General features: G+C 62.5%; 14 protein-coding genes and 1 pseudogene. 8 read left to right on the forward strand and 7 right to left on the reverse strand.

What is annotated here, in order from left to right; all coding sequences use genetic code 11:
* Positions 1 to 12 precede the first annotated feature (12 nt).
* Positions 13 to 705: an MBL fold metallo-hydrolase gene (locus ASF84_RS03630; protein ID WP_056835267.1), complete on the reverse strand. Its 693-nt coding sequence runs from the start codon at positions 703 to 705 to the stop codon at positions 13 to 15.
* A gap of 103 nt (positions 706 to 808) precedes the next feature.
* Positions 809 to 2,806 (reverse strand): bifunctional tRNA (5-methylaminomethyl-2-thiouridine)(34)-methyltransferase MnmD/FAD-dependent 5-carboxymethylaminomethyl-2-thiouridine(34) oxidoreductase MnmC, encoded by a 1,998-nt coding sequence (mnmC, locus tag ASF84_RS03635; protein ID WP_056835269.1) that lies wholly within the window; start codon positions 2,804 to 2,806, stop codon positions 809 to 811.
* A gap of 149 nt (positions 2,807 to 2,955) precedes the next feature.
* Here mnmC and pap point away from each other — a divergent pair, with 149 nt between their 5' ends.
* Together pap and ASF84_RS03645 are read left to right on the forward strand one after the other, a co-directional pair.
* The gene (gene pap, locus ASF84_RS03640; RefSeq protein WP_056835270.1) at positions 2,956 to 4,452 is read left to right on the forward strand and encodes a polyphosphate:AMP phosphotransferase; all 1,497 of its coding nucleotides are present in this window, start codon (positions 2,956 to 2,958) and stop codon (positions 4,450 to 4,452) included.
* 256 nt (positions 4,453 to 4,708) lie between these two features.
* The gene (locus ASF84_RS03645) at positions 4,709 to 4,942 is read left to right on the forward strand and encodes a DUF6124 family protein (RefSeq protein ID WP_056835273.1); all 234 of its coding nucleotides are present in this window, start codon (positions 4,709 to 4,711) and stop codon (positions 4,940 to 4,942) included.
* 367 nt (positions 4,943 to 5,309) lie between these two features.
* Here ASF84_RS03645 and ASF84_RS03650 read toward each other — a convergent pair whose 3' ends face one another.
* Both ASF84_RS03650 and ASF84_RS03655 read right to left on the reverse strand, forming a co-directional pair.
* Positions 5,310 to 5,711, reverse strand: coding sequence for a YbaN family protein (locus tag ASF84_RS03650; protein WP_056835275.1), 402 nt, complete (start codon positions 5,709 to 5,711; stop codon positions 5,310 to 5,312).
* 1 nt (position 5,712) lies between these two features.
* Positions 5,713 to 6,300 (reverse strand): UPF0149 family protein, encoded by a 588-nt coding sequence (locus tag ASF84_RS03655; RefSeq protein ID WP_056835276.1) that lies wholly within the window; start codon positions 6,298 to 6,300, stop codon positions 5,713 to 5,715.
* A 200-nt stretch (positions 6,301 to 6,500) separates the two neighbouring features.
* Between ASF84_RS03655 and recQ the strand changes: the two genes are divergently transcribed.
* The 3 genes from recQ to ASF84_RS03670 all read left to right on the forward strand — a co-directional run bounded on the left by recQ (position 6,501) and on the right by ASF84_RS03670 (position 11,566).
* Positions 6,501 to 8,630 carry a DNA helicase RecQ gene (gene recQ / locus ASF84_RS03660; protein ID WP_056835278.1) on the forward strand — a complete coding sequence of 710 codons (2,130 nt, stop codon included), beginning with the start codon at positions 6,501 to 6,503 and terminating at the stop codon, positions 8,628 to 8,630.
* 91 nt (positions 8,631 to 8,721) lie between these two features.
* The gene (gene slyA / locus ASF84_RS03665) at positions 8,722 to 9,156 is read left to right on the forward strand and encodes a transcriptional regulator SlyA (protein ID WP_056835281.1); all 435 of its coding nucleotides are present in this window, start codon (positions 8,722 to 8,724) and stop codon (positions 9,154 to 9,156) included.
* Between the two features lie 82 nt (positions 9,157 to 9,238).
* Positions 9,239 to 11,566: a type IV pilus assembly protein FimV gene (locus ASF84_RS03670; protein WP_056835283.1), complete on the forward strand. Its 2,328-nt coding sequence runs from the start codon at positions 9,239 to 9,241 to the stop codon at positions 11,564 to 11,566.
* 171 nt (positions 11,567 to 11,737) lie between these two features.
* Here the strand turns inward: ASF84_RS03670 and ASF84_RS03675 are convergent, their stop codons facing one another.
* Both ASF84_RS03675 and ASF84_RS03680 read right to left on the reverse strand, forming a co-directional pair.
* A complete protein-coding gene (locus tag ASF84_RS03675; protein WP_056835285.1) occupies positions 11,738 to 12,148 on the reverse strand; it encodes a PA2817 family protein in 411 nt (136 codons plus the stop codon).
* Positions 12,149 to 12,267: 119 nt separating this feature from the next.
* The gene (locus tag ASF84_RS03680) at positions 12,268 to 14,715 is read right to left on the reverse strand and encodes an acyl-CoA dehydrogenase (RefSeq protein ID WP_056835287.1); all 2,448 of its coding nucleotides are present in this window, start codon (positions 14,713 to 14,715) and stop codon (positions 12,268 to 12,270) included.
* A 174-nt stretch (positions 14,716 to 14,889) separates the two neighbouring features.
* Here ASF84_RS03680 and ASF84_RS03685 point away from each other — a divergent pair, with 174 nt between their 5' ends.
* The 3 genes from ASF84_RS03685 to ASF84_RS03695 all read left to right on the forward strand — a co-directional run bounded on the left by ASF84_RS03685 (position 14,890) and on the right by ASF84_RS03695 (position 17,411).
* Complete coding sequence (locus ASF84_RS03685; protein ID WP_056835289.1) at positions 14,890 to 15,513, forward strand: glutathione S-transferase family protein; 624 nt, start codon at positions 14,890 to 14,892, stop codon at positions 15,511 to 15,513.
* Positions 15,514 to 15,693: 180 nt separating this feature from the next.
* Positions 15,694 to 16,626: an ABC transporter ATP-binding protein gene (locus ASF84_RS03690; protein ID WP_056835291.1), complete on the forward strand. Its 933-nt coding sequence runs from the start codon at positions 15,694 to 15,696 to the stop codon at positions 16,624 to 16,626.
* Positions 16,623 to 17,411, forward strand: coding sequence for an ABC transporter permease (locus ASF84_RS03695; protein WP_056835293.1), 789 nt, complete (start codon positions 16,623 to 16,625; stop codon positions 17,409 to 17,411). Before ASF84_RS03690 ends, ASF84_RS03695 begins: the two co-directional genes overlap by 4 nt.
* 45 nt (positions 17,412 to 17,456) lie before the next feature.
* On the opposite strand, the pseudogene ASF84_RS29355 reads toward ASF84_RS03695, so the two are convergent.
* Positions 17,457 to 17,655 (reverse strand): annotated as a pseudogene (locus ASF84_RS29355) (hypothetical protein); the annotation flags it as partial.

Genomic DNA, 17,655 nt, shown 5'->3' on the forward strand with positions numbered 1-17,655 from the left:
TCAAGGAACAGGTCAGGTCTGCCCGCACGCGCGGTTGGCGGCTACGGCGACGTCCAGCAGGCGCGGCGGTGGCAGGTGCAGGTCGTCCATCAAGGCGGCGTATTCTTCGGCATTGGCCACTTGCAGACGCGGGTTGTGGCGGCGCTCTTCACCAATGGTCGAGCAGGTCCAGCCCTTGTAGTCATGGGCCGGAAATACCAGGGTGTCATCGCCCAGGTCCAGCAGGCGTTGCAGGCTGGTCCACTGCTGACGGGCGCTGCCGTTCTGAAAGTCCGTACGCCCGCTGCCGCGGATCAGCAGGGTGTCGCCGCTGAACAGCCAGGCAGGCTGGCGACCGCGCGCGGCCAGCAGGAAGCAGTAGGAGTCGCGGGTGTGCCCCGGTGTGTGCCAGACCTTCAATTCGCGGCTGCCCAACGCCAGGCTCTGGCCGTCGTGGAACGTGAAGCTGGCGCAGGGCACCTGGCTTTCCTGGCCCAGGCCGGTGTTGCAGCCGGTGGCATCGCGCAGGTCACCCAGCGCAGTGATGTGATCGGCGTGGGTGTGGGTGTCGATGGCCATGATCAGTTGCAGGTCCAGGTCCGAAAGCAACTGCAGGTAGGTGTCCAGGTGCTCTTTTACCGGGTCGATCAGCATGGCCTGGCCATGGTCGGCCAGCAGGTAACTGTAGGTGGATGTCTGGCTGTCGAACAATTGGCGGAACAGCATGCAAGTCTCCATTTTCAGCACTGTGCAGGTGTTCACCGTAGGGTGAATCACCGCTCAGGTCAAAGGCCTTGCTGCAATTATCTGTTACAGATCGGCGCAGAATCTAACCTCTGGCCTGGCTTTTCGGCCCACGAATCAGGCTGCGCAGGGCGAACCGGTTGGGGTGACAGGCCTCGGCCACGCTGCGCGGTACAGGCAACGGTTCGTCATCCAGCCAGGCCGCCAGCAGCTCGGCAGCCAGGGGCGTGGTGATCAGCCCGCGTGAGCCATGGCCGCTGTTGATGTACAGGCCGTCCAGCCAAGGGCAGGGCAGGGGTGGCACCTGGCGAGCATCCTTGGTCAGCGCGGCATAGGTGCCGGCAAAGGCCTGACCATCGGCCAGCGGGCCGACGATCGGCAGGTAGTCGGGACTGGTGCAGCGAAAGGCCGCCCGGCCTTGCAACTGCTCAAGATCCAGATGGGCGGCATCGAGGCGTTCGCTCAGATCAGCCGAAATCTCCTCCAGCAAGTGCAGGTTACCTTGATGCTCTGCAAGGGTCGGGGCCAGGTCCTGGTTATGAAAGTCGAAGCTGGCGCCCAGCGTGTGCTCGCCATCACGCGCCGGTGCCACGTAGCCTTCGGCGCATACCACGGTACTCAGACGGTGGCTGGCGTCGGTGGCAGGCAGACGGGTGATCTGCCCGCGAATGCGCTTGAGCGGCAGTTCAGCGCTTTGCTCGAACGCTTTGATCTGCGCGGCATTGGCCAGGATCGCCACCGGGGCGCTGGCCAGTAACTGCGCGCCCGCCCAGGCTTGCCACTGGCCATCGACCCGCCGAAGTTCAAGCGCCTCATGGTGCAGCAGGGTCTGGATATTCGGGTGGGCGGCCTGTTGCTGGCACAGCGCCGGTGGATGCACCCAGCCGCCTTCAGGGTAGAACAGTCCGCCGCTGCCCAGGCCGATGCCGGCCTGCTGCTCGGCTGCCGACTGATCCAGCCGGTGCAGCAGCGCTTCTGGAAAGGCCTGGGCCAGTTGCGCCTGGCGCTGCGCTTCCTTGGCATCGAAGGCCAGCTGCAACACGCCGCAGTCATTCCATTCATGACCGCGCTGCAAGCGCTCCAGCAGGCGGCGCGTATGGCCGAAACCGCTGAGAATCAACTGCGACAGGGCCGTGCCGTGGGCCGACAACTTCAGGTACAGCACGCCTTGCGGATTGCCCGAGGCCTCGCCGGCCAGGGCGTCATGACGCTCCAGCAGGCTGACGTGCCAGCCACGCATGGCCAGGCTGCGGGCGGTGCTGCAGCCGGCCAAGCCACCGCCGATCACCAGCGCATGACGCTCACCGGCCAGGCGGGGTGGGCGTGCAAACCATGGCTTGACCGCTGCCGGCGGTGTGGTTTCGGCCGGCCAGCCGGCGAATGTGCCGCGCATGACTTCCCACTTGTGGCCGATGCCGGGGATGCGCTTCATGGCAAAGCCGGCCGCCTTCAAGGCGCGTCGGACCCAGCCGGTGCTGGTGAAGGTGCCCAGGGTGGCCTGTGGCGCCGACAGTCGGGCCAGTTCGGCGAACAGTGCGTCGTTCCACATGTCCGGGTTCTTCGCCGGCGCGAAACCGTCGAGAAACCAGGCATCGATCTGCCCGTCCAGTTGCGTCAGCATCGCGTGCGCATCGCCGATCAGCAGCGTCAGCGTTACGCGCGCATCTTCGAACACCAGCCGCTGGAATCCCGGGTGGATCGCCACGTACTGCGCCAGCAAGGGTCCGGCTTGGGCGGCCAGTTCCGGCCACAGGTCCAGGGCGCGTTGCAGGTCGGCACGGCTCAGCGGGAATTTTTCGACGCTGATGAACTGCAGGTGCGCATCCGCCGGGGCGCATTCATTAAACAATTGCCAGGCGCAGAGAAAATTCAGCCCCGTGCCAAAGCCGGTTTCGCCGATGACCAGGCGCCCACCGGCCGGCAGTGCCGAAAAGCGCTCGCGCAGGTTGTTCTGGGTCATGAACACGTGTCGGGTTTCTTCAAGGCCTGCGCCGGTGGCGAAGTACACATCGCCAAATTCGCTGGAGGTGGGGTTGCCATGTTCATCCCAGACGATCTGGGCGTGGTGCAAAGGGCAGGTCATGTCGGGCTCGGTCACGGGGCAGGCAGAAAAACCGCTGCAGTTTAACCGGCCGATCACTTCGGGAGGTAAACGCAATTGACCCATCTGTCCCATTGGTGGTCTTAATGGGCAAAGCGCTATCAATCAGGGTTGGCATAAGGGAGTTTCTGATGTTCGAATCCGCCGAAATCGGCCATGTCATCGACGATGAGACCTACGAGGACCAGGTGCCGGCCTTGCGCGAGGCCTTGCTTGAGGCCCAGTACGACCTGCACGAGCAGGGCCAGCGCCAGATCATTGTGTTGATCAACGGCATCGAGGGCGCGGGCAAGGGCGAAACCGTCAAGCTGCTCAACGAGTGGATGGACCCGCGTCTGATCGAGGTGCGTACCTTCGATCAGAAAACCGACGAAGAACTCGACCATCCAAAGGCCTGGCGCTACTGGCGGCAACTGCCGGCCAAGGGCCGAATGGGGATTTTCTTTGGTAACTGGTACAGCCAGATGCTGCAGGACCGGGTTCACGGGTTGATCAAGGACCCTGAGCTCGACCAGGCGATCAGCGGTGCCGAGCGGCTGGAAAAGATGCTCAGTGATGAAGGCGCGCTGATCTTCAAGTTCTGGTTCCACCTTTCGCGCAAACAGATGAAACACCGGCTCAAGAGCCTGCGCGACGACCCGTTGCACAGCTGGCGCATCAGCCCGCTGGACTGGCAGCAATCGAAGACCTACGACCGGTTCGTGCGCTTCGGCGAGCGTGTGCTACGGCGCAGCAGCCGCGAATATGCCCCCTGGCATGTGATCGAGGGTGTGGATGCCAACTACCGCAGCCTGACGGTCGGTCGCTTGCTGCTCGAAGGCATGCAGGCCGCGCTCAAGACCCCGCAGGTCGAGCCACAGGCCTTGACGGTGGGACCACGCGCTACGCATGACGACGACCTGACCTTGCTTGACAGCCTGGACCTGAGCCTGTCGCTGGAAAAGGACGAGTACGAGGCCCAACTGATCGCCGAACAGGCCCGGCTGTCGCGCAACCTGCGTGACAAGCACATGAAGCGCCATGCATTGGTCGCGGTGTTCGAGGGCAACGATGCGGCCGGCAAGGGCGGTGCGATCCGCCGCGCCGCGGCCGCACTCGATCCGCGTCAGTACCATATCGTGCCGATAGCCGCGCCCACCGAGGATGAACGGGCGCAACCGTACCTGTGGCGTTTCTGGCGACAGATTCCGGCGCGTGGCAAGTTCACCATCTTTGATCGTTCCTGGTACGGGCGAGTGCTGGTGGAACGGGTCGAAGGCTTTTGCAGCGACACCGACTGGTTGCGTGCCTATGGCGAAATCAATGATTTCGAAGAACAGCTCACCGAGGCTGGCGTGGTCGTGGTCAAGTTCTGGCTGGCCATTGATCAGCAGACCCAGCTGGAGCGGTTCAAGGCCCGGGAGACCATTCCCTTCAAGCGTTACAAGATCACCGAAGATGACTGGCGTAATCGCGACAAGTGGCCGCAGTATCGTCAGGCGGTGAGCGATATGGTCGACCGCACCAGCACCTCGATCGCGCCCTGGACCCTGGTGGAAGCCAACGACAAGCGCTGGGCTCGCGTCAAGGTCCTGCGCACGCTCAACGAAGCGCTGGAAGCGGCGTTTGCCAAAGACCGGAAAAAGTAGCCTGCACAGGAAACACGGTGCGGCAGTGGACGGTCAGGTCGGAAGTATTGGCAGATGCTTCCGATTCGCTTGCATGAAATGTCCTAGAATTTATGGATGCCTTGCACCTGGCGTATAGGTTCCCTAATCTGCGCCCGTCGCGGTAGGTCGGCTGCCTTTGTAGCCGTCTACGCAAGGTCTGCAGCTCGCGGTCCGCCGCGACGCTAAATCTGGTCGACAAGGATGCTGGCCGTCGCAAGCCTTATGGAGAACGCTCATGCTTGAGTTAAAGCCAACCACATCCTGCCTCTTTTCAATTATGGATACCGTAACCCCGGAAGCTGCACTCAACCATGCCTCTGACTTGTTGCGCTGTATCATCGCGACTGCAGGTGAGGGCATTGAAGCCAGCCAAGGCCCAAATCGCGACTTGAACCTGGCAGTCCTGCATTTGTCGCAAATGGCCAAAATGCTGGTGGATCGCTCACTGGACAGCCTGTTCGCCACTTGATGACGCCTACCCTTGCAAGGGCCGAAATGTCGAATTGTCCAGGGCGGGTGCAGCCTGGTCATGATTGACCAGCGAATTGTTGCAGGGAGTCCCGGTCGTTCGGTGACGACTGCAGGATCCTGAACATTCAGCAAACTTTCCAGACATGAATGCTTCGGCCAGCGATTTCAGGATCGCACTGTAAAGTGGTGGAACATCGCGCATGAGGAGGGTCCTTGCTGATCAGCGGAGTGATGCACGCCTGTAACGCCTCAAGCCCAGGCGTTACAGGCGTGCAACAACAGCTAAGAACAATTTTTCAACAGCACCAGACGGTTTTTGCATAAGACTTATGCCGTTTTCATGCGGGCTACCCTGTGCCAGGGCGTCACGGTTGCTGCGCGGTCTTGTACTTCAGGATCCAGACGCTCACCAGCGTGGCACACACCGGCAACACAATGCGTACCCAGGTCAACGGCACGAACCAGCACGACAAGCCAATGCTGACCCACATCAGGGCGATGGTGTAGACCTTGGCCTTGAATGGAATGCCATGGCCGTTCAGGTAGTCACGGATCCACGGACCCAGCCGTGGGTGATCGACCAGCCAGTGGTAAAAACGGGGAGAGCTGCGCGCGAAACAGCCAGCAGCCAGCAGCAGGAAGGGAGTAGTGGGCAGCACCGGCAGGAAAATGCCGATGATGCCCAGCGCCACGCTCAGCCAGCCGGCGGCCAGCAGCGCGTAGCGCACCAGCGCAGGGCGGCTGGTGCGTGGCGGGCCTTGCGTCACCTCAGTGGTGGCGAGGCTTGAGGATCGCCGGTTTCTCGTCGGGGGCCTGGCACAGCAGGAACAGCGCGGTCAGGGCTTCGGGGATTTGCACGATCATGTCGTCCATCAGGTTGGCATCCTGGGCGATATCGGCAAATTCAGGCTGCTCGTCGAACAGACCGGAACCGACCATGATCGGCAGGAGCATTTCGCTGACTTCTTCCTCGGCCTGTTCGAACCAGGCTTCTTCGCGCAGGAAGACGCCTTCCATGAAACCGATGCACCAGCCGCGCAGGTCGGAGTCATCCGGGTCGTCGCCCAGGTCCAGGTCACATGGCAGCTCGAACTCTTCATCCGATGCCAGCTGGCGGGCGATATGGGCCTTGAGCAGCACCAGCGTGGTTTCGACTTCTTCGCGCTGTGCGTCGCTGGAGTACTGCGGCGGCTCGGAGAACAGGGCGTCGATCCACTCGCGCTCCGGCACTTCTTCGGCGCAGACCGACAAGGCCGTCATGAAACCATGAGCGGCCACGTAGTCCAGTGCTTCATCGTGCAGATCATCTGCATCGAGGAAGACTTGCAGGCGGGTAAGTTGCTCAGCGAAGGACATGGACGGACTACCTAGGAAATAAACGATGCTGAATTCTAGGCCCTGAGCGCCCGGCGCGCCAGCCGCGAGGTGGCCCGGATTGATATTCGACCGCTTATGTCCCGGGCGTCCCTTGCCCCGAAGGGTCGGGTATACTGCCGCGTTTATGGCCGGGCGACTCGACCGCTGCGGCCTGCTGTGGCAGGACAACCGGGGTATTTATGCTCGAACAGGCTCAACACATTCTCAAGGACATCTTCGGCTACGACAGTTTTCGGGGTAGCCAGGGTGCGATCATCGAGCGTGTGGCCCAGGGCGGCGATGCCCTGGTGCTGATGCCCACCGGCGGCGGCAAGTCGCTGTGCTTCCAGGTGCCGGGACTGTTGCGCGACGGGTTGTGCGTGGTGGTTTCGCCCTTGATCGCCCTGATGGACGACCAGGTGGCGACCCTGGATGAACTGGGCGTGTCGGCCGCAGCATTGAATTCCACGCTGAGCGCCGAGCAGCAGCGCGACCTCGCCGTACGGATCCGCCAGGGCGAGATCAAGATGCTCTACCTGGCGCCCGAGCGTCTGGTTCAGCCGCGCATGCTGGCGTTCCTGCAAAACCTGAAGATTGCCCTGTTCGCTATCGACGAGGCTCACTGCGTCTCGCAATGGGGCCATGATTTCCGTCCTGAATACCTGCAACTGGGGCAACTGGCCGAACTGTTCCCTGATGTGCCGCGCATCGCCCTGACCGCCACGGCCGACAAGCGGACCCGCGAAGAGATCGTCACCCGCCTGCACTTGCAGAACGCCGAACGCTTCCTGTCCAGCTTCGACCGCCCCAATATCTTTTACCGCATCGTGCCCAAGGAACAGCCGCGCAAGCAGTTGCTGGCGTTCCTGTCGCAGCGGCGCAGCGATGCCGGCATCGTCTATTGCCTGTCGCGCAAGAAAGTCGATGAAACTGCCACCTTCCTGAGCGATAACGGCTACCCGGCGCTGCCGTACCATGCGGGCCTGCCGGCCGAGACCCGAGCGGCCAACCAGAAGCGCTTCCTTAACGAGGAAGGCCTGATCATGGTCGCGACCATTGCCTTCGGCATGGGCATCGACAAGCCCAACGTGCGGTTCGTCGCGCACATGGACCTGCCCAAGTCGCTGGAAGCCTATTACCAGGAGACCGGCCGGGCAGGACGTGACGGCCTGCCCGCCGATGCCTGGATGGCCTACGGCCTGCAGGATGTGCTGATGCTCAAGCAGATGCTGCAAAGCTCCGAAGGCGACGAACGGCACAAACGCCTGGAGCATCACAAGCTCGATGCCATGCTGGCGCTGTGCGAAGAGACCCGCTGCCGCCGCCAGGCCTTGCTGGCCTATTTCGACGAAGACCTGCCCCAGCCCTGCGGGCATTGCGACAACTGCGTCGATGGCGTGCAGACCTGGGACGCCACCGAACCTGCGCGTCAGGCCTTGTCGGCAATCTTCCGCACCGGCCAGCGCTACGGCGTGGGCCATCTGGTGGATGTGCTGCTGGGCAAGAGCAACGACAAGGTGCAGAGCTTCGGCCACGAGCGTTTGTCGGTATTCGGCGTCGGCAAGGCCCATTCCGAAGGCGAATGGCGTTCATTGTTCCGCCAGTTGGTGGCCCGCGGTCTGGCCGATATCGACCTGGAAGGCTACGGCGGGCTGCGCCTGTCCGACACCTGCCGGCCGTTGTTGCGCGGTGAAGTCAGCCTGCAATTGCGTCGTGACCTCAAGCCGCAGACCAGCAGCAAGACCAGTGGCGCCAGCCCTGCCAGTCAACTGGTGCGCGGCGAAGAGCGCGAGCAATGGGAAGCGTTGCGTACCCTGCGCCGGCGTCTGGCCGAAGAGCACGGCGTGCCGCCTTATGTAATTTTCCCTGATTCGACCCTGCTGGAGATGCTGCGCAGCCAGCCTGGCTCCATGGCCGACATGGCCCGGGTCAGCGGCGTGGGCGCGCGCAAGCTGGAGCGCTACGGCGAAGCCTTTCTTGAAGTGCTCAGCGGCAAGGCCGAAGCGCCGAGGGTGGTCACCGACCTGCGGCATGAGCTGATCAGCCTGGCCCGCGCCGGCATGACCCCTGCGCAGATCGCCGGGCAATTGCAGTGCTCGGAAAAGAATGTCTACAGCCTGCTGGCTGAAGCCATTGGCAAGCAGCAACTGTCGGTGGAGCAGGCGCTGGACTTGCCCGAAGACCTGTTGAGCGAAATCCAGGATGCGTTTCTCGACGGTGAAGGCGAGTTGCCCGCGGTGGGCGAAGTGGCTGCGCAGTTCAGCGGACGGGTGCCTGACGGTGTCCTGTATTGCGTACGGGCGGCCCTGCAATCGGAGTTCGAGGCGTAACAGGCGGTGACGAAAGGACGCTACCCCAGCCTTGATACCCTTCTGTGAACATGCTTAGCTGCCTAACAATTGTTTCAACCAAGAGTTTGCCATGCCACTGACAGATCAACACCGCTTCGGGATGCAACTGGCCCAACTGACCCGCGGCTGGCGTGCCGAGCTGGATCGGCGCCTGGCCAGCCTGGGGCTGTCCCAGGCCCGCTGGCTGGTGCTGCTGCATCTGGCCCGTTTCGATGACGCGCCGACCCAGCGCGAACTGGCCCAGAGCGTCGGCGTCGAGGGCCCGACCCTGGCCCGTCTGCTCGACAGCCTCGAAAGCCAGGGCCTGGTCCATCGCCAGGCGGTGCTGGAAGACCGACGCGCCAAGAAAATCCTGCTCAGTGACAGCGCCACGCCGCTGATCGCGCAGATCGAAGCCATCTCCAATACCTTGCGTGCCGAGCTGCTGACCGGCATCGATGAAAGCGAGCTGCAACTGTGCATGAACGTGCACGCCCGCATACTGGCTAACCTGGAAAGAACCTGAGGCACGCCTGCCGGTTCTCGCTCATACTTATTACACTTATTCAAAGCGTGAGAAGCCGTGTCCGGTTTCCTGAAGGGGACGCATGCTGAAAAGATCTCAGGTCGTGGTCGAGAACGACGCCAGGGCTATTGTTCGTGGCCGTATCGGCAAGGCTGCGAAGGCATTGTCCATTGCGCTGGCAGCGTTGTCCTGGTCGGGCCTGGCGTCGGCGCTGGGCCTGGGTGACATCACCCTGCATTCAGCCTTGAACCAGCCGCTCAACGCCCGGATCGCCCTGATCGAGGCCGACGGTCTGAGCAGTGAGGACCTGGTCGTCAAGCTGGCCTCGCCCGAGGCTTTTGCCAAGGCCGGCCTCGAGCGTGCGTTCTTTCTCAATGACCTGCGCTTTTCACCGGTCATTCGCGGTAATCGCAGTTTCATCCAGGTGGTGTCCAGCAAGCCGGTCATCGAGCCTTACCTGAGCTTTGTGGTGCAAGTCGCACAATCCAATGGCGACTTGCTGCATGAATACACCGTGTTGCTCGACCCGGCCACCTCGCCCCAGGGGCTGGCGGCGACCCGCAGCCGACAGGAAGAAGCCAAGGCACAGACAGCTGCAGCATCTGCATCACGTCTGCCGGTGGCGCCGCCGCCTGCGGTGCAGGGCAAGCACTACACCGTGGCTCGCGGTGACACCCTGAGCGCTATTGCACGTCGCTTGCAAGGCGCCGGGAGCAAGGTCTCTGCCACGCAGTTGGCCGACGGCATCCAGGCCTTGAATCCCCAGGTATTTGCCGATGGCGCTCGTTCCGGGTTGAAAGCCGGACAAAGCCTGCTAGTGCCGGATGCGGCAGTACTGCCGGCACCGGCAGGCCCTGCGCCAGACAGTCAGACGGCGGTTGTCCCAGCAGCGGCAGCCGCCGACGTTCAGCGCGCGGCTACGGAGCTGGCGGGCGCTGCCCTGGAAAACCAGCAACTGGCGCGCAGCCTTGAAGACCTCAAGGCGCAGAACCAGAGCCTGCAGGAACAACTGATTGAAAGGGACAAGGCCGTATCGGTGCTACAGGCACGCCTGACTGAAACGCCTGCGCCTTTGCCCGTAGCGGCCCCGGTCCCGGCCGCGCCGGCGGTGCCTGTCGCTGTACCGGCTGCGCCGCCTGTCGAGGACAATCCACTGTTCAGCCTGCCGCTGTTGCTGGGCGCATTACTGGCGATTCTATTATTGCTGGGACTTGTCTACCTGCGCCGCAAGCGCCATGCCCAGGTGCAGACAGCGCCTGTAGCACCTGTATCGGCGCCTGACGAACCGCTGATCAAGCCGGCGCAGTCGACCGTATTGCCGGTCTACGAGATTCCGGCGGTGGCGCCGCAGCCGGTGCCGGGCCAGGCCGCGTCTCCTGTGCTGGAAAAAAACCCGACGCCGGCCAGGCGCCTGGCCGGCACCGCCCCCGATGCACTCGATGGCGTCAGTATCTATATCGCCTACGGTCGCTTCAACGAGGCCCTGGGCATCCTGCGTGAAGCGCTGGACAAACAACCCGAGCGCGAAGACATCCGCGTACGCATTCTCGAGCTGCTGGCCGAACAGGGCGATACCGCAGGCTTCGAACGTGAAGCCCAGGCTGCGCTGGACAACGGCATGGGCGATGACCAGATCCAGGCCATTCGCAATCGCTATCCACAACTCAAGCCGGCGCCGGTTACTCCTGCACCGCTGGCAAGCGCTGCACCGATCGCCGCCGCAGTGGGCGCTGCAGCAGTGGCTGTCACGGCCGCCCGGGTACAAGACCAGGCACTTGCGCAACTCGACGAAACAGCAGCGGCCGCACTCAACCCCGAGCACCCCGATGAGTTCCAGCTCAACCTTGACGACCTGTCCATGGACGCCGACTGGGATCTGGTCGACCCTTTCGACAACCCTGCCGCTCGCCAGGCTCCTGCACCCCCGGTCGAGGTCGATCCAGGGTTCGCCTCCAATCTCAATCAATTGCCGGAAGTCTTCGAATTGCAGGACGACCAGTTCCTGGGGGATCTGTCGGCGCCTGAAACCACCGAGCCCGAATCGATCGAGCTGACCGAGCCGGTGATGATCGACGAGCCGCCAGTACGCATGGATGATTCATTTATCGGTTCTGGCCTGAGTGATTTTGACGACCTGAGCGCTTCAGGCATCGAAGCGCTCGAAATCATCGAACCGGCCGCCAGTGATGAACTGGACGATGCCTTCCTCGACAGCTTTGCCGGCGATGAAGGCATGGAGTTCGACTTGCTGGACCTGGACGAAGCCCCGCTGACCCTGATCAATCAGGCGCAGCTGCTGATCGACGAAGGCGAGATCGAGCAGGCGCGGCGCTTGCTGTTGCAGGTGATCAAAGAGTCTGACGAGGCGCATCAGCAGATGGCCAGCGATCTGCTGGCCGGTCTGGAGTAAACCCCAATATTGTTCAGTTAGACCTGTGAGCGGCTTCAGCCGCGAAGAGGGCGGTAGATTCGCGACAGGGGCGGTGACGTTACTGGCCATTTCGCGACTAAAGTCGCTCCTGCAGAAGCAATAGGCACCTCAGTGAACAGTGTTGGAGTAAACCCACGTCGCTGCAGCGTCTTAGTGTCCCTGACCCTGTGTCGACAAGGCCAGCAACTGTTTTTCCTGCAGCCAGTCAAAAGGCTCGTCGTTCTGTTCGGCCTCGAAGCGGCGTTCTTCCAGCGCCTGGTACAGGTCGATTTCATCGTCGGGCATGAAATGCAGGCAGTCGCCGCCGAAGAACCACAGCAGGTCGCGCGGCACCAGGTGGGCGATCTGCGGGTAGCGCTGTATGACCTGGCACATGATGTCCTGGCCCAGGTACTGGCTTTCGATCGGGTCCTGCGGTAATTGCTCGACCAGTTCGTCGAAACGCTCCAGAAACAGGGCGTGGCTTTCTTCAGGCACCTGTTCTGCCTCGCCCAGCGCCACCAGAATGCTGCGCAGGTGAGCCAGCAGGCCCAGGTGATGGTCGATGATGGTGCCGGCCATGATGAATTCCTCAAAGGCAAAAAAGGGCGCGAGAGTATAAGGCTCTGCGCGCCCGCTGTGCGGATTGGACACTTCTAAAAACGCACGGCGTCTTCAGAAGTACCCGATGGCTTGCCGGTTCAGCGAGTCTTGCCGGGGGCCAGCGTCAACTGCTCCTTGTCAAAGTCGTCCACGTCGATCACCTTGCGCCGCGCGTGCTCGGCCTCTTCCAAGGTCTGCGCTTCGCTGGCCTGCAGGATGCCGGCCTGCACAGCGGCGGCCACCGGCGACTCGCCGGGTGCCGCAGTGAGTTGCTTGCTCTTGAGCGCATGCGCCAGCTTGCGCCGCACCGGGTACGCGGCCTGAAGCAGGTCGTGGGCCTGTTGCAGAGCGCCGACCGGATCGTCAGCCGATTGCGGACGGTAGCAGCCGGTAAGCAACTGCTCCAGCGCCGGATCGCCTTTTGACTGGCCAAGCAGGCGCGCCACCTCGGCATCCAGTGCGTCGCTCGGCCCTTTGTGTCGGCGTCCGAACGGGAATACGATTACGCGCAGCGCACAGCCCAGCCACTTGTTGGGAAAGTTGCGCAGCAGTTCGTCCAGCGCCCGCTCTGCTTCGCCCAGGCTTTCTTCCATCGCCCAGCGCATCAGGGGACGTACGTCCTGGAGCGAGCCCAGGTCGTGGTAGCGCTTGAGCGCCGCCGAACCCAGGTACAGGTGACTCAGCACATCGCCCAGACGGGCCGACAAGCGCTCGCGGCGTTTAAGCTCGCCGCCCAGCAGCATCATGCTCAGGTCGGCCAGCAACGCAAAGGCTGCCGCCTGGCGGTTCAAGGCGCGGAAATAGCCCTGGCTGATCCGGTCGCCGGGCAGGCGGTCGAAATGCCCCAGGCCCAGGTTGAGCATCAGGGTGCTGGCCGCGTTGCCCACGGCAAAGCCGATATGGCGCATCAACAAGTCATCGAACTCGTACAGCGCCCGCTCCTGATCCTGGCGCCCGACCAGCGCCATTTCCTTGAGCACGAACGGATGGCAGCGAATCGCACCCTGGCCGAAGATCATCAGGTTGCGCGAAAGAATATTGGCGCCCTCGACCGTGATGAAGATCGGCGCGGTCTGCCAGTTGCGTCCCAGGTAGTTGTTGGGGCCCATGATGATGCCTTTGCCGCCATGCACATCCATGGCGTGGCTGATGCATTCGCGGCCGCGCTCGGTGAGGTGGTACTTGAGGATTGCCGACAGCACCGAGGGCTTTTCGCCCAGATCCACGGCGTTGGCGGTCAGGATGCGGGCGCTGTCCATCAGCCAGGCATTGCCGCCGATACGGGCCAGCGCTTCCTGGATACCTTCGAAGGCCGACAGCGGCACATTGAACTGCTCGCGCACCTGCGCATACTGGCCGGTGACCAGGCTGGTGAACTTGGCCGCACCGGTGCCCACCGCCGGAAGCGAGATCGAACGGCCGACCGACAGGCAGTTCATCAGCATCATCCAGCCCTTGCCGAGCATTGCCTGACCGCCGATCAGGTAGTCGAGGGGTACGAATACGTCCTTGCCGGAGTTGGGGCCGTTCATGAAGGCGGCGCCCAGTGGCAGGTGACGCCGGCCGATCTCGACGCCAGGGGTGTCGGTCGGAATCAGCGCCAGACTGATGCCCAGCTCTTCCTCTTCGCCCAGCAGGTGGTCGGGGTCATAGGCCTTGAACGCCAGACCGAGCAGGGTGGCAACCGGGCCGAGGGTGATATAGCGCTTTTCCCAGGTCAGGCGCAGGCCGATGACTTCTTCGCCCTGCCACTGACCCTTGCAGATGATGCCCTTGTCGGGCATGGCGCCAGCATCGGAGCCGGCCAAAGGACCGGTCAAGGCAAAGCAGGGGATGTCATCGCCCCGCGCCAGGCGCGGCAGGTAATGGTTGCGTTGTTCATCGGTGCCGTAGTGCAGCAGCAGCTCGGCAGGGCCCAGCGAGTTGGGGACCATGACCGTGGAGGCCAGGTCGCCGCTGCGGGTCGCCAGTTTCATGGCCACCTGTGAGTGGGCATAGGCCGAGAAGCCTTTGCCGCCATACTCCTTGGGAATGATCAGGGCAAAGAAACCGTGTTCCTTGATATGGGCCCAGGCCGCCGGTGGCAGGTCCATGTCCTGGCCGATCTGCCAGTCACTGACCAGGGCGCACAGTTCGTTGGTGGGGCCGTCGATAAAGGCCTGTTCTTCTTCGGTCAGGCGTGCCGGTGGGTAGGCCAGCAGGGTGTTCCAGTCCGGGCGGCCGCTGAACAGCTCGCCGTCCCACCAGACCGTCCCGGCTTCGATGGCGTCGCGCTCGGTCTCGGACATCGGTGGCAGGACTTTCTTGAACCAGCGGAACATCGGCGCACTGAAGTACTGGCGGCGCAGGTCCGGCAGCACCAGCGGCAGCAGCACGGCCAGCCAGAACAGCCAGAAGATCACCAGCAGCCAGCCCGGTGCATGGCTCCAGGCGCCCATGGCCAGCAGATAGACCGCGACAATGCCCAGCGTGGCAATGGGTGTGATGCGCCGGTGGGCCAGCCAGGCAATGCCGGCCACCAGTCCTGCAATCCACAACAACAGCATAAGAAATCCTCCGTGATGACAACGGCTCGAGCGTTATCAAAGGCTGGATGCCCGACAGCGGGCAATCTCGATAGTGACCCTGCGTGACCCTGGAAGTTGCGACGGGGACGTTGTGCCCCTCTCAGGGTAGACTGGCAGGCCGTGATTGCCCGAACTGCCAAGGAGGAGAACGTAATGCTCAAGATCTGGGGACGTCAGAATTCCACCAATGTGCGCAAGGCGCTGTGGATTGCCGAAGAACTCGGCGTGCCTTACGAATCGCTCAACGCAGGGGGCGAGTTCGGCCTGGTGGACACACCGCAGTACCGTGCCAGGAACCCCAATGGCCGGGTGCCGATGATCGAGGACGGCGCGTTCATCCTGTGGGAATCCAACGCCATCGTGCGCTACCTGGCGGCCGCTCACGGTGCCGGCTCAGCCCTGTACCCGGCCGACCCGCAAGCCCGCGCCCAGGCCGATAAATGGATGGACTGGGCCAGCTCGACCCTGGCCGGGCCGTTTCGCCCGGTGTTCTGGGGCCTGGTGCGCACCCCGGCCGAGCAGCAGGACAAGGCAGAAATTGACCAGGGCGTGCAAGCCCTCAATGAACTGTGGGCCATCGTCGATGCTGCATTGGCGCAGCAGCCTTACCTGTCTGGCGATGAGCTGGGCATGGGCGATATCCCCTTGGGCTGCTTTGCCTATGCCTGGTTCGGGATGCCTGTTGCACGCGCCGATTTGCCCCACCTGCAGGCCTGGTATGAGCGCCTGACAGCCCGTGCGGCGTATCGCAAGGCGGTCATGACGCCGCTGACCTGAAGGGCACCCTGAAGACGGGTGGGGCTGTACGGCCCGCTACGCTTCATCGGGCTTTTTTGTGTCTGTTTAATACTTATTATTAATGAATGTGTCTGTACTTGGGTGGCCCGGCCCAGCACCATGGTTTGATCGGGCCACCATGGACCTTCCTTATTTCTCCAGATGGGTGCGTTTTTAGCTATGAGTTCAGCCCTGTCCATCCGACAGTTGACCAAGACCTACAGCAACGGCTTCCAGGCCCTCAAGGGCATCAACCTGGACGTTGCCGAAGGCGACTTTTTTGCCTTGCTCGGCCCCAACGGCGCGGGCAAGTCCACCACCATCGGCATTCTTTCGACGCTGGTGAACAAGAGCGGCGGGACGGTCAATATCTTCGGCCACGACCTGGACCACGATCCGGCCGCACTCAAGCGCTCGATCGGCGTGGTGCCGCAGGAATTCAACTTCAACCAGTTTGAAAAGACCTTCGACATCGTCGTGACCCAGGCCGGTTACTACGGCATTCCGGCCAAGGTGGCCAAGGAGCGCGCCGAGCAGTACCTGACCCAGCTCGGGCTGTGGGACAAGCGCGATGTGCCTTCACGTTCGCTGTCCGGCGGCATGAAGCGGCGCCTGATGATTGCCCGTGCCCTGGTGCACGAGCCACGCCTGTTGATTCTCGATGAGCCCACCGCTGGCGTGGACATCGAACTGCGCCGCTCGATGTGGACCTTTCTGACCGAACTGAACCAGAAGGGCATCACTATCATCCTCACCACCCATTATCTGGAAGAGGCCGAGCAGCTGTGCCGCAACATCGGCATCATCGACCACGGTGAGATCGTGCAGAACATGGGCATGAAGCAACTGCTCAGCACCCTGACAGTGGAAACCTTCGTGCTCGACCTCAAGCAGTCGCACACGGCCGCGCCACACTTGGCCGGGTTCCCCTGCAAGCTGATCGATGACCATACGCTGGAAGTGCAGGTCGACAAGAACGTAGGCATCACCGCGTTGTTCAGCCAACTGGCCCAGCAGGGCATCGACGTGCTGAGCCTGCGCAACAAAGCCAATCGCCTTGAGGAGCTGTTCGTGTCGTTGGTGGAGAAAAATCTGGCGAAGGTGGCCCAATGAACAAGCAAGGCGGCGAATTGCGCCCCAACCTGGTGGCCCTGAACACCATCGTCTACCGCGAAGTGCGGCGTTTCACCCGTATCTGGCCGCAGACCCTGCTGCCCCCGGCCATCACCATGGTCCTGTACTTCGTCATCTTCGGTAACCTGATCGGCCGACAGATCGGCGACATGGGCGGCTTCACTTACATGCAATACATCGTGCCGGGGCTGATCATGATGTCGATCATCACCAACTCCTACGGCAACGTGGTGTCGAGCTTCTTCGGCGCCAAGTTCCAGCATTCCATTGAAGAACTGATGGTCTCGCCGGTCTCGCCGCACACCATCCTCATCGGCTACGTGCTGGGTGGCGTGCTGCGCGGCCTGATGGTGGGCGTGATCGTGACGGTGCTGTCGATGTTCTTTACCGACCTGCAAGTGCACCACCTGGGCGTCACCATTGTGGTGGTGCTGCTGACCGCGACGATCTTCTCGCTGCTGGGCCTGGTCAACGCGGTGTTTGCCCGCAACTTCGACGACATCTCGATCATCCCGACCTTCGTCCTGACCCCGCTGACCTACCTGGGCGGCGTGTTCTACTCCATCAGCCTGCTGCCGCCGTTCTGGCAGACCGTCTCGCTGGCCAACCCGGTGCTGCACATGGTCAACGCCTTCCGCTACGGCATCCTGGGCGTGTCCGACATCCGCATCAGCATCGCCCTGGCCTTCATGGTCGTGGCCAGCGTGGTGCTGTACCTGTTCTGCATTCGTCTGTTGGTCAGCGGCCGCGGCATGCGCCACTGATCAAGTGATGGATCACCGGGTCTTCGGCCCGGTGACCCATCCGGATCAAGCCGCTTGCTGGTCGGCTTCCCATCTGGCCAGTGCGGCCTGCAGTTCGGCGGAGGGTTTGGCCCATTGTTCGGGGGGCAGGGGTCTGGACCATTCGATGATGTCGGGGTGGTCGAGGTCGGGCGGTGGGGAAATTTTCAACTTTACAACGGCATAGATTAATAACGAATTGAAGATGAACAGGCCCGCCAGGCCC

This window comes from Pseudomonas sp. Leaf127 (genome assembly GCF_001423155.1).
Classification (GTDB): domain Bacteria; phylum Pseudomonadota; class Gammaproteobacteria; order Pseudomonadales; family Pseudomonadaceae; genus Aquipseudomonas; species Aquipseudomonas ovata.

Coding starts and splice junctions, on each gene's coding strand:
- ASF84_RS03630 (WP_056835267.1), bottom strand. CDS start 705: ATGCTGTTCCGCCAATTGTTCGACAGCCAGACATCCACCTACAGTTAC.
- mnmC (WP_056835269.1), bottom strand. CDS start 2,806: ATGACCTGCCCTTTGCACCACGCCCAGATCGTCTGGGATGAACATGGC.
- pap (WP_056835270.1), top strand. CDS start 2,956: ATGTTCGAATCCGCCGAAATCGGCCATGTCATCGACGATGAGACCTAC.
- ASF84_RS03645 (WP_056835273.1), top strand. CDS start 4,709: ATGCTTGAGTTAAAGCCAACCACATCCTGCCTCTTTTCAATTATGGAT.
- ASF84_RS03655 (WP_056835276.1), bottom strand. CDS start 6,300: ATGTCCTTCGCTGAGCAACTTACCCGCCTGCAAGTCTTCCTCGATGCA.
- recQ (WP_056835278.1), top strand. CDS start 6,501: ATGCTCGAACAGGCTCAACACATTCTCAAGGACATCTTCGGCTACGAC.
- slyA (WP_056835281.1), top strand. CDS start 8,722: ATGCCACTGACAGATCAACACCGCTTCGGGATGCAACTGGCCCAACTG.
- ASF84_RS03670 (WP_056835283.1), top strand. CDS start 9,239: ATGCTGAAAAGATCTCAGGTCGTGGTCGAGAACGACGCCAGGGCTATT.
- ASF84_RS03675 (WP_056835285.1), bottom strand. CDS start 12,148: ATGGCCGGCACCATCATCGACCATCACCTGGGCCTGCTGGCTCACCTG.
- ASF84_RS03680 (WP_056835287.1), bottom strand. CDS start 14,715: ATGCTGTTGTTGTGGATTGCAGGACTGGTGGCCGGCATTGCCTGGCTG.
- ASF84_RS03685 (WP_056835289.1), top strand. CDS start 14,890: ATGCTCAAGATCTGGGGACGTCAGAATTCCACCAATGTGCGCAAGGCG.
- ASF84_RS03690 (WP_056835291.1), top strand. CDS start 15,694: ATGAGTTCAGCCCTGTCCATCCGACAGTTGACCAAGACCTACAGCAAC.
- ASF84_RS03695 (WP_056835293.1), top strand. CDS start 16,623: ATGAACAAGCAAGGCGGCGAATTGCGCCCCAACCTGGTGGCCCTGAAC.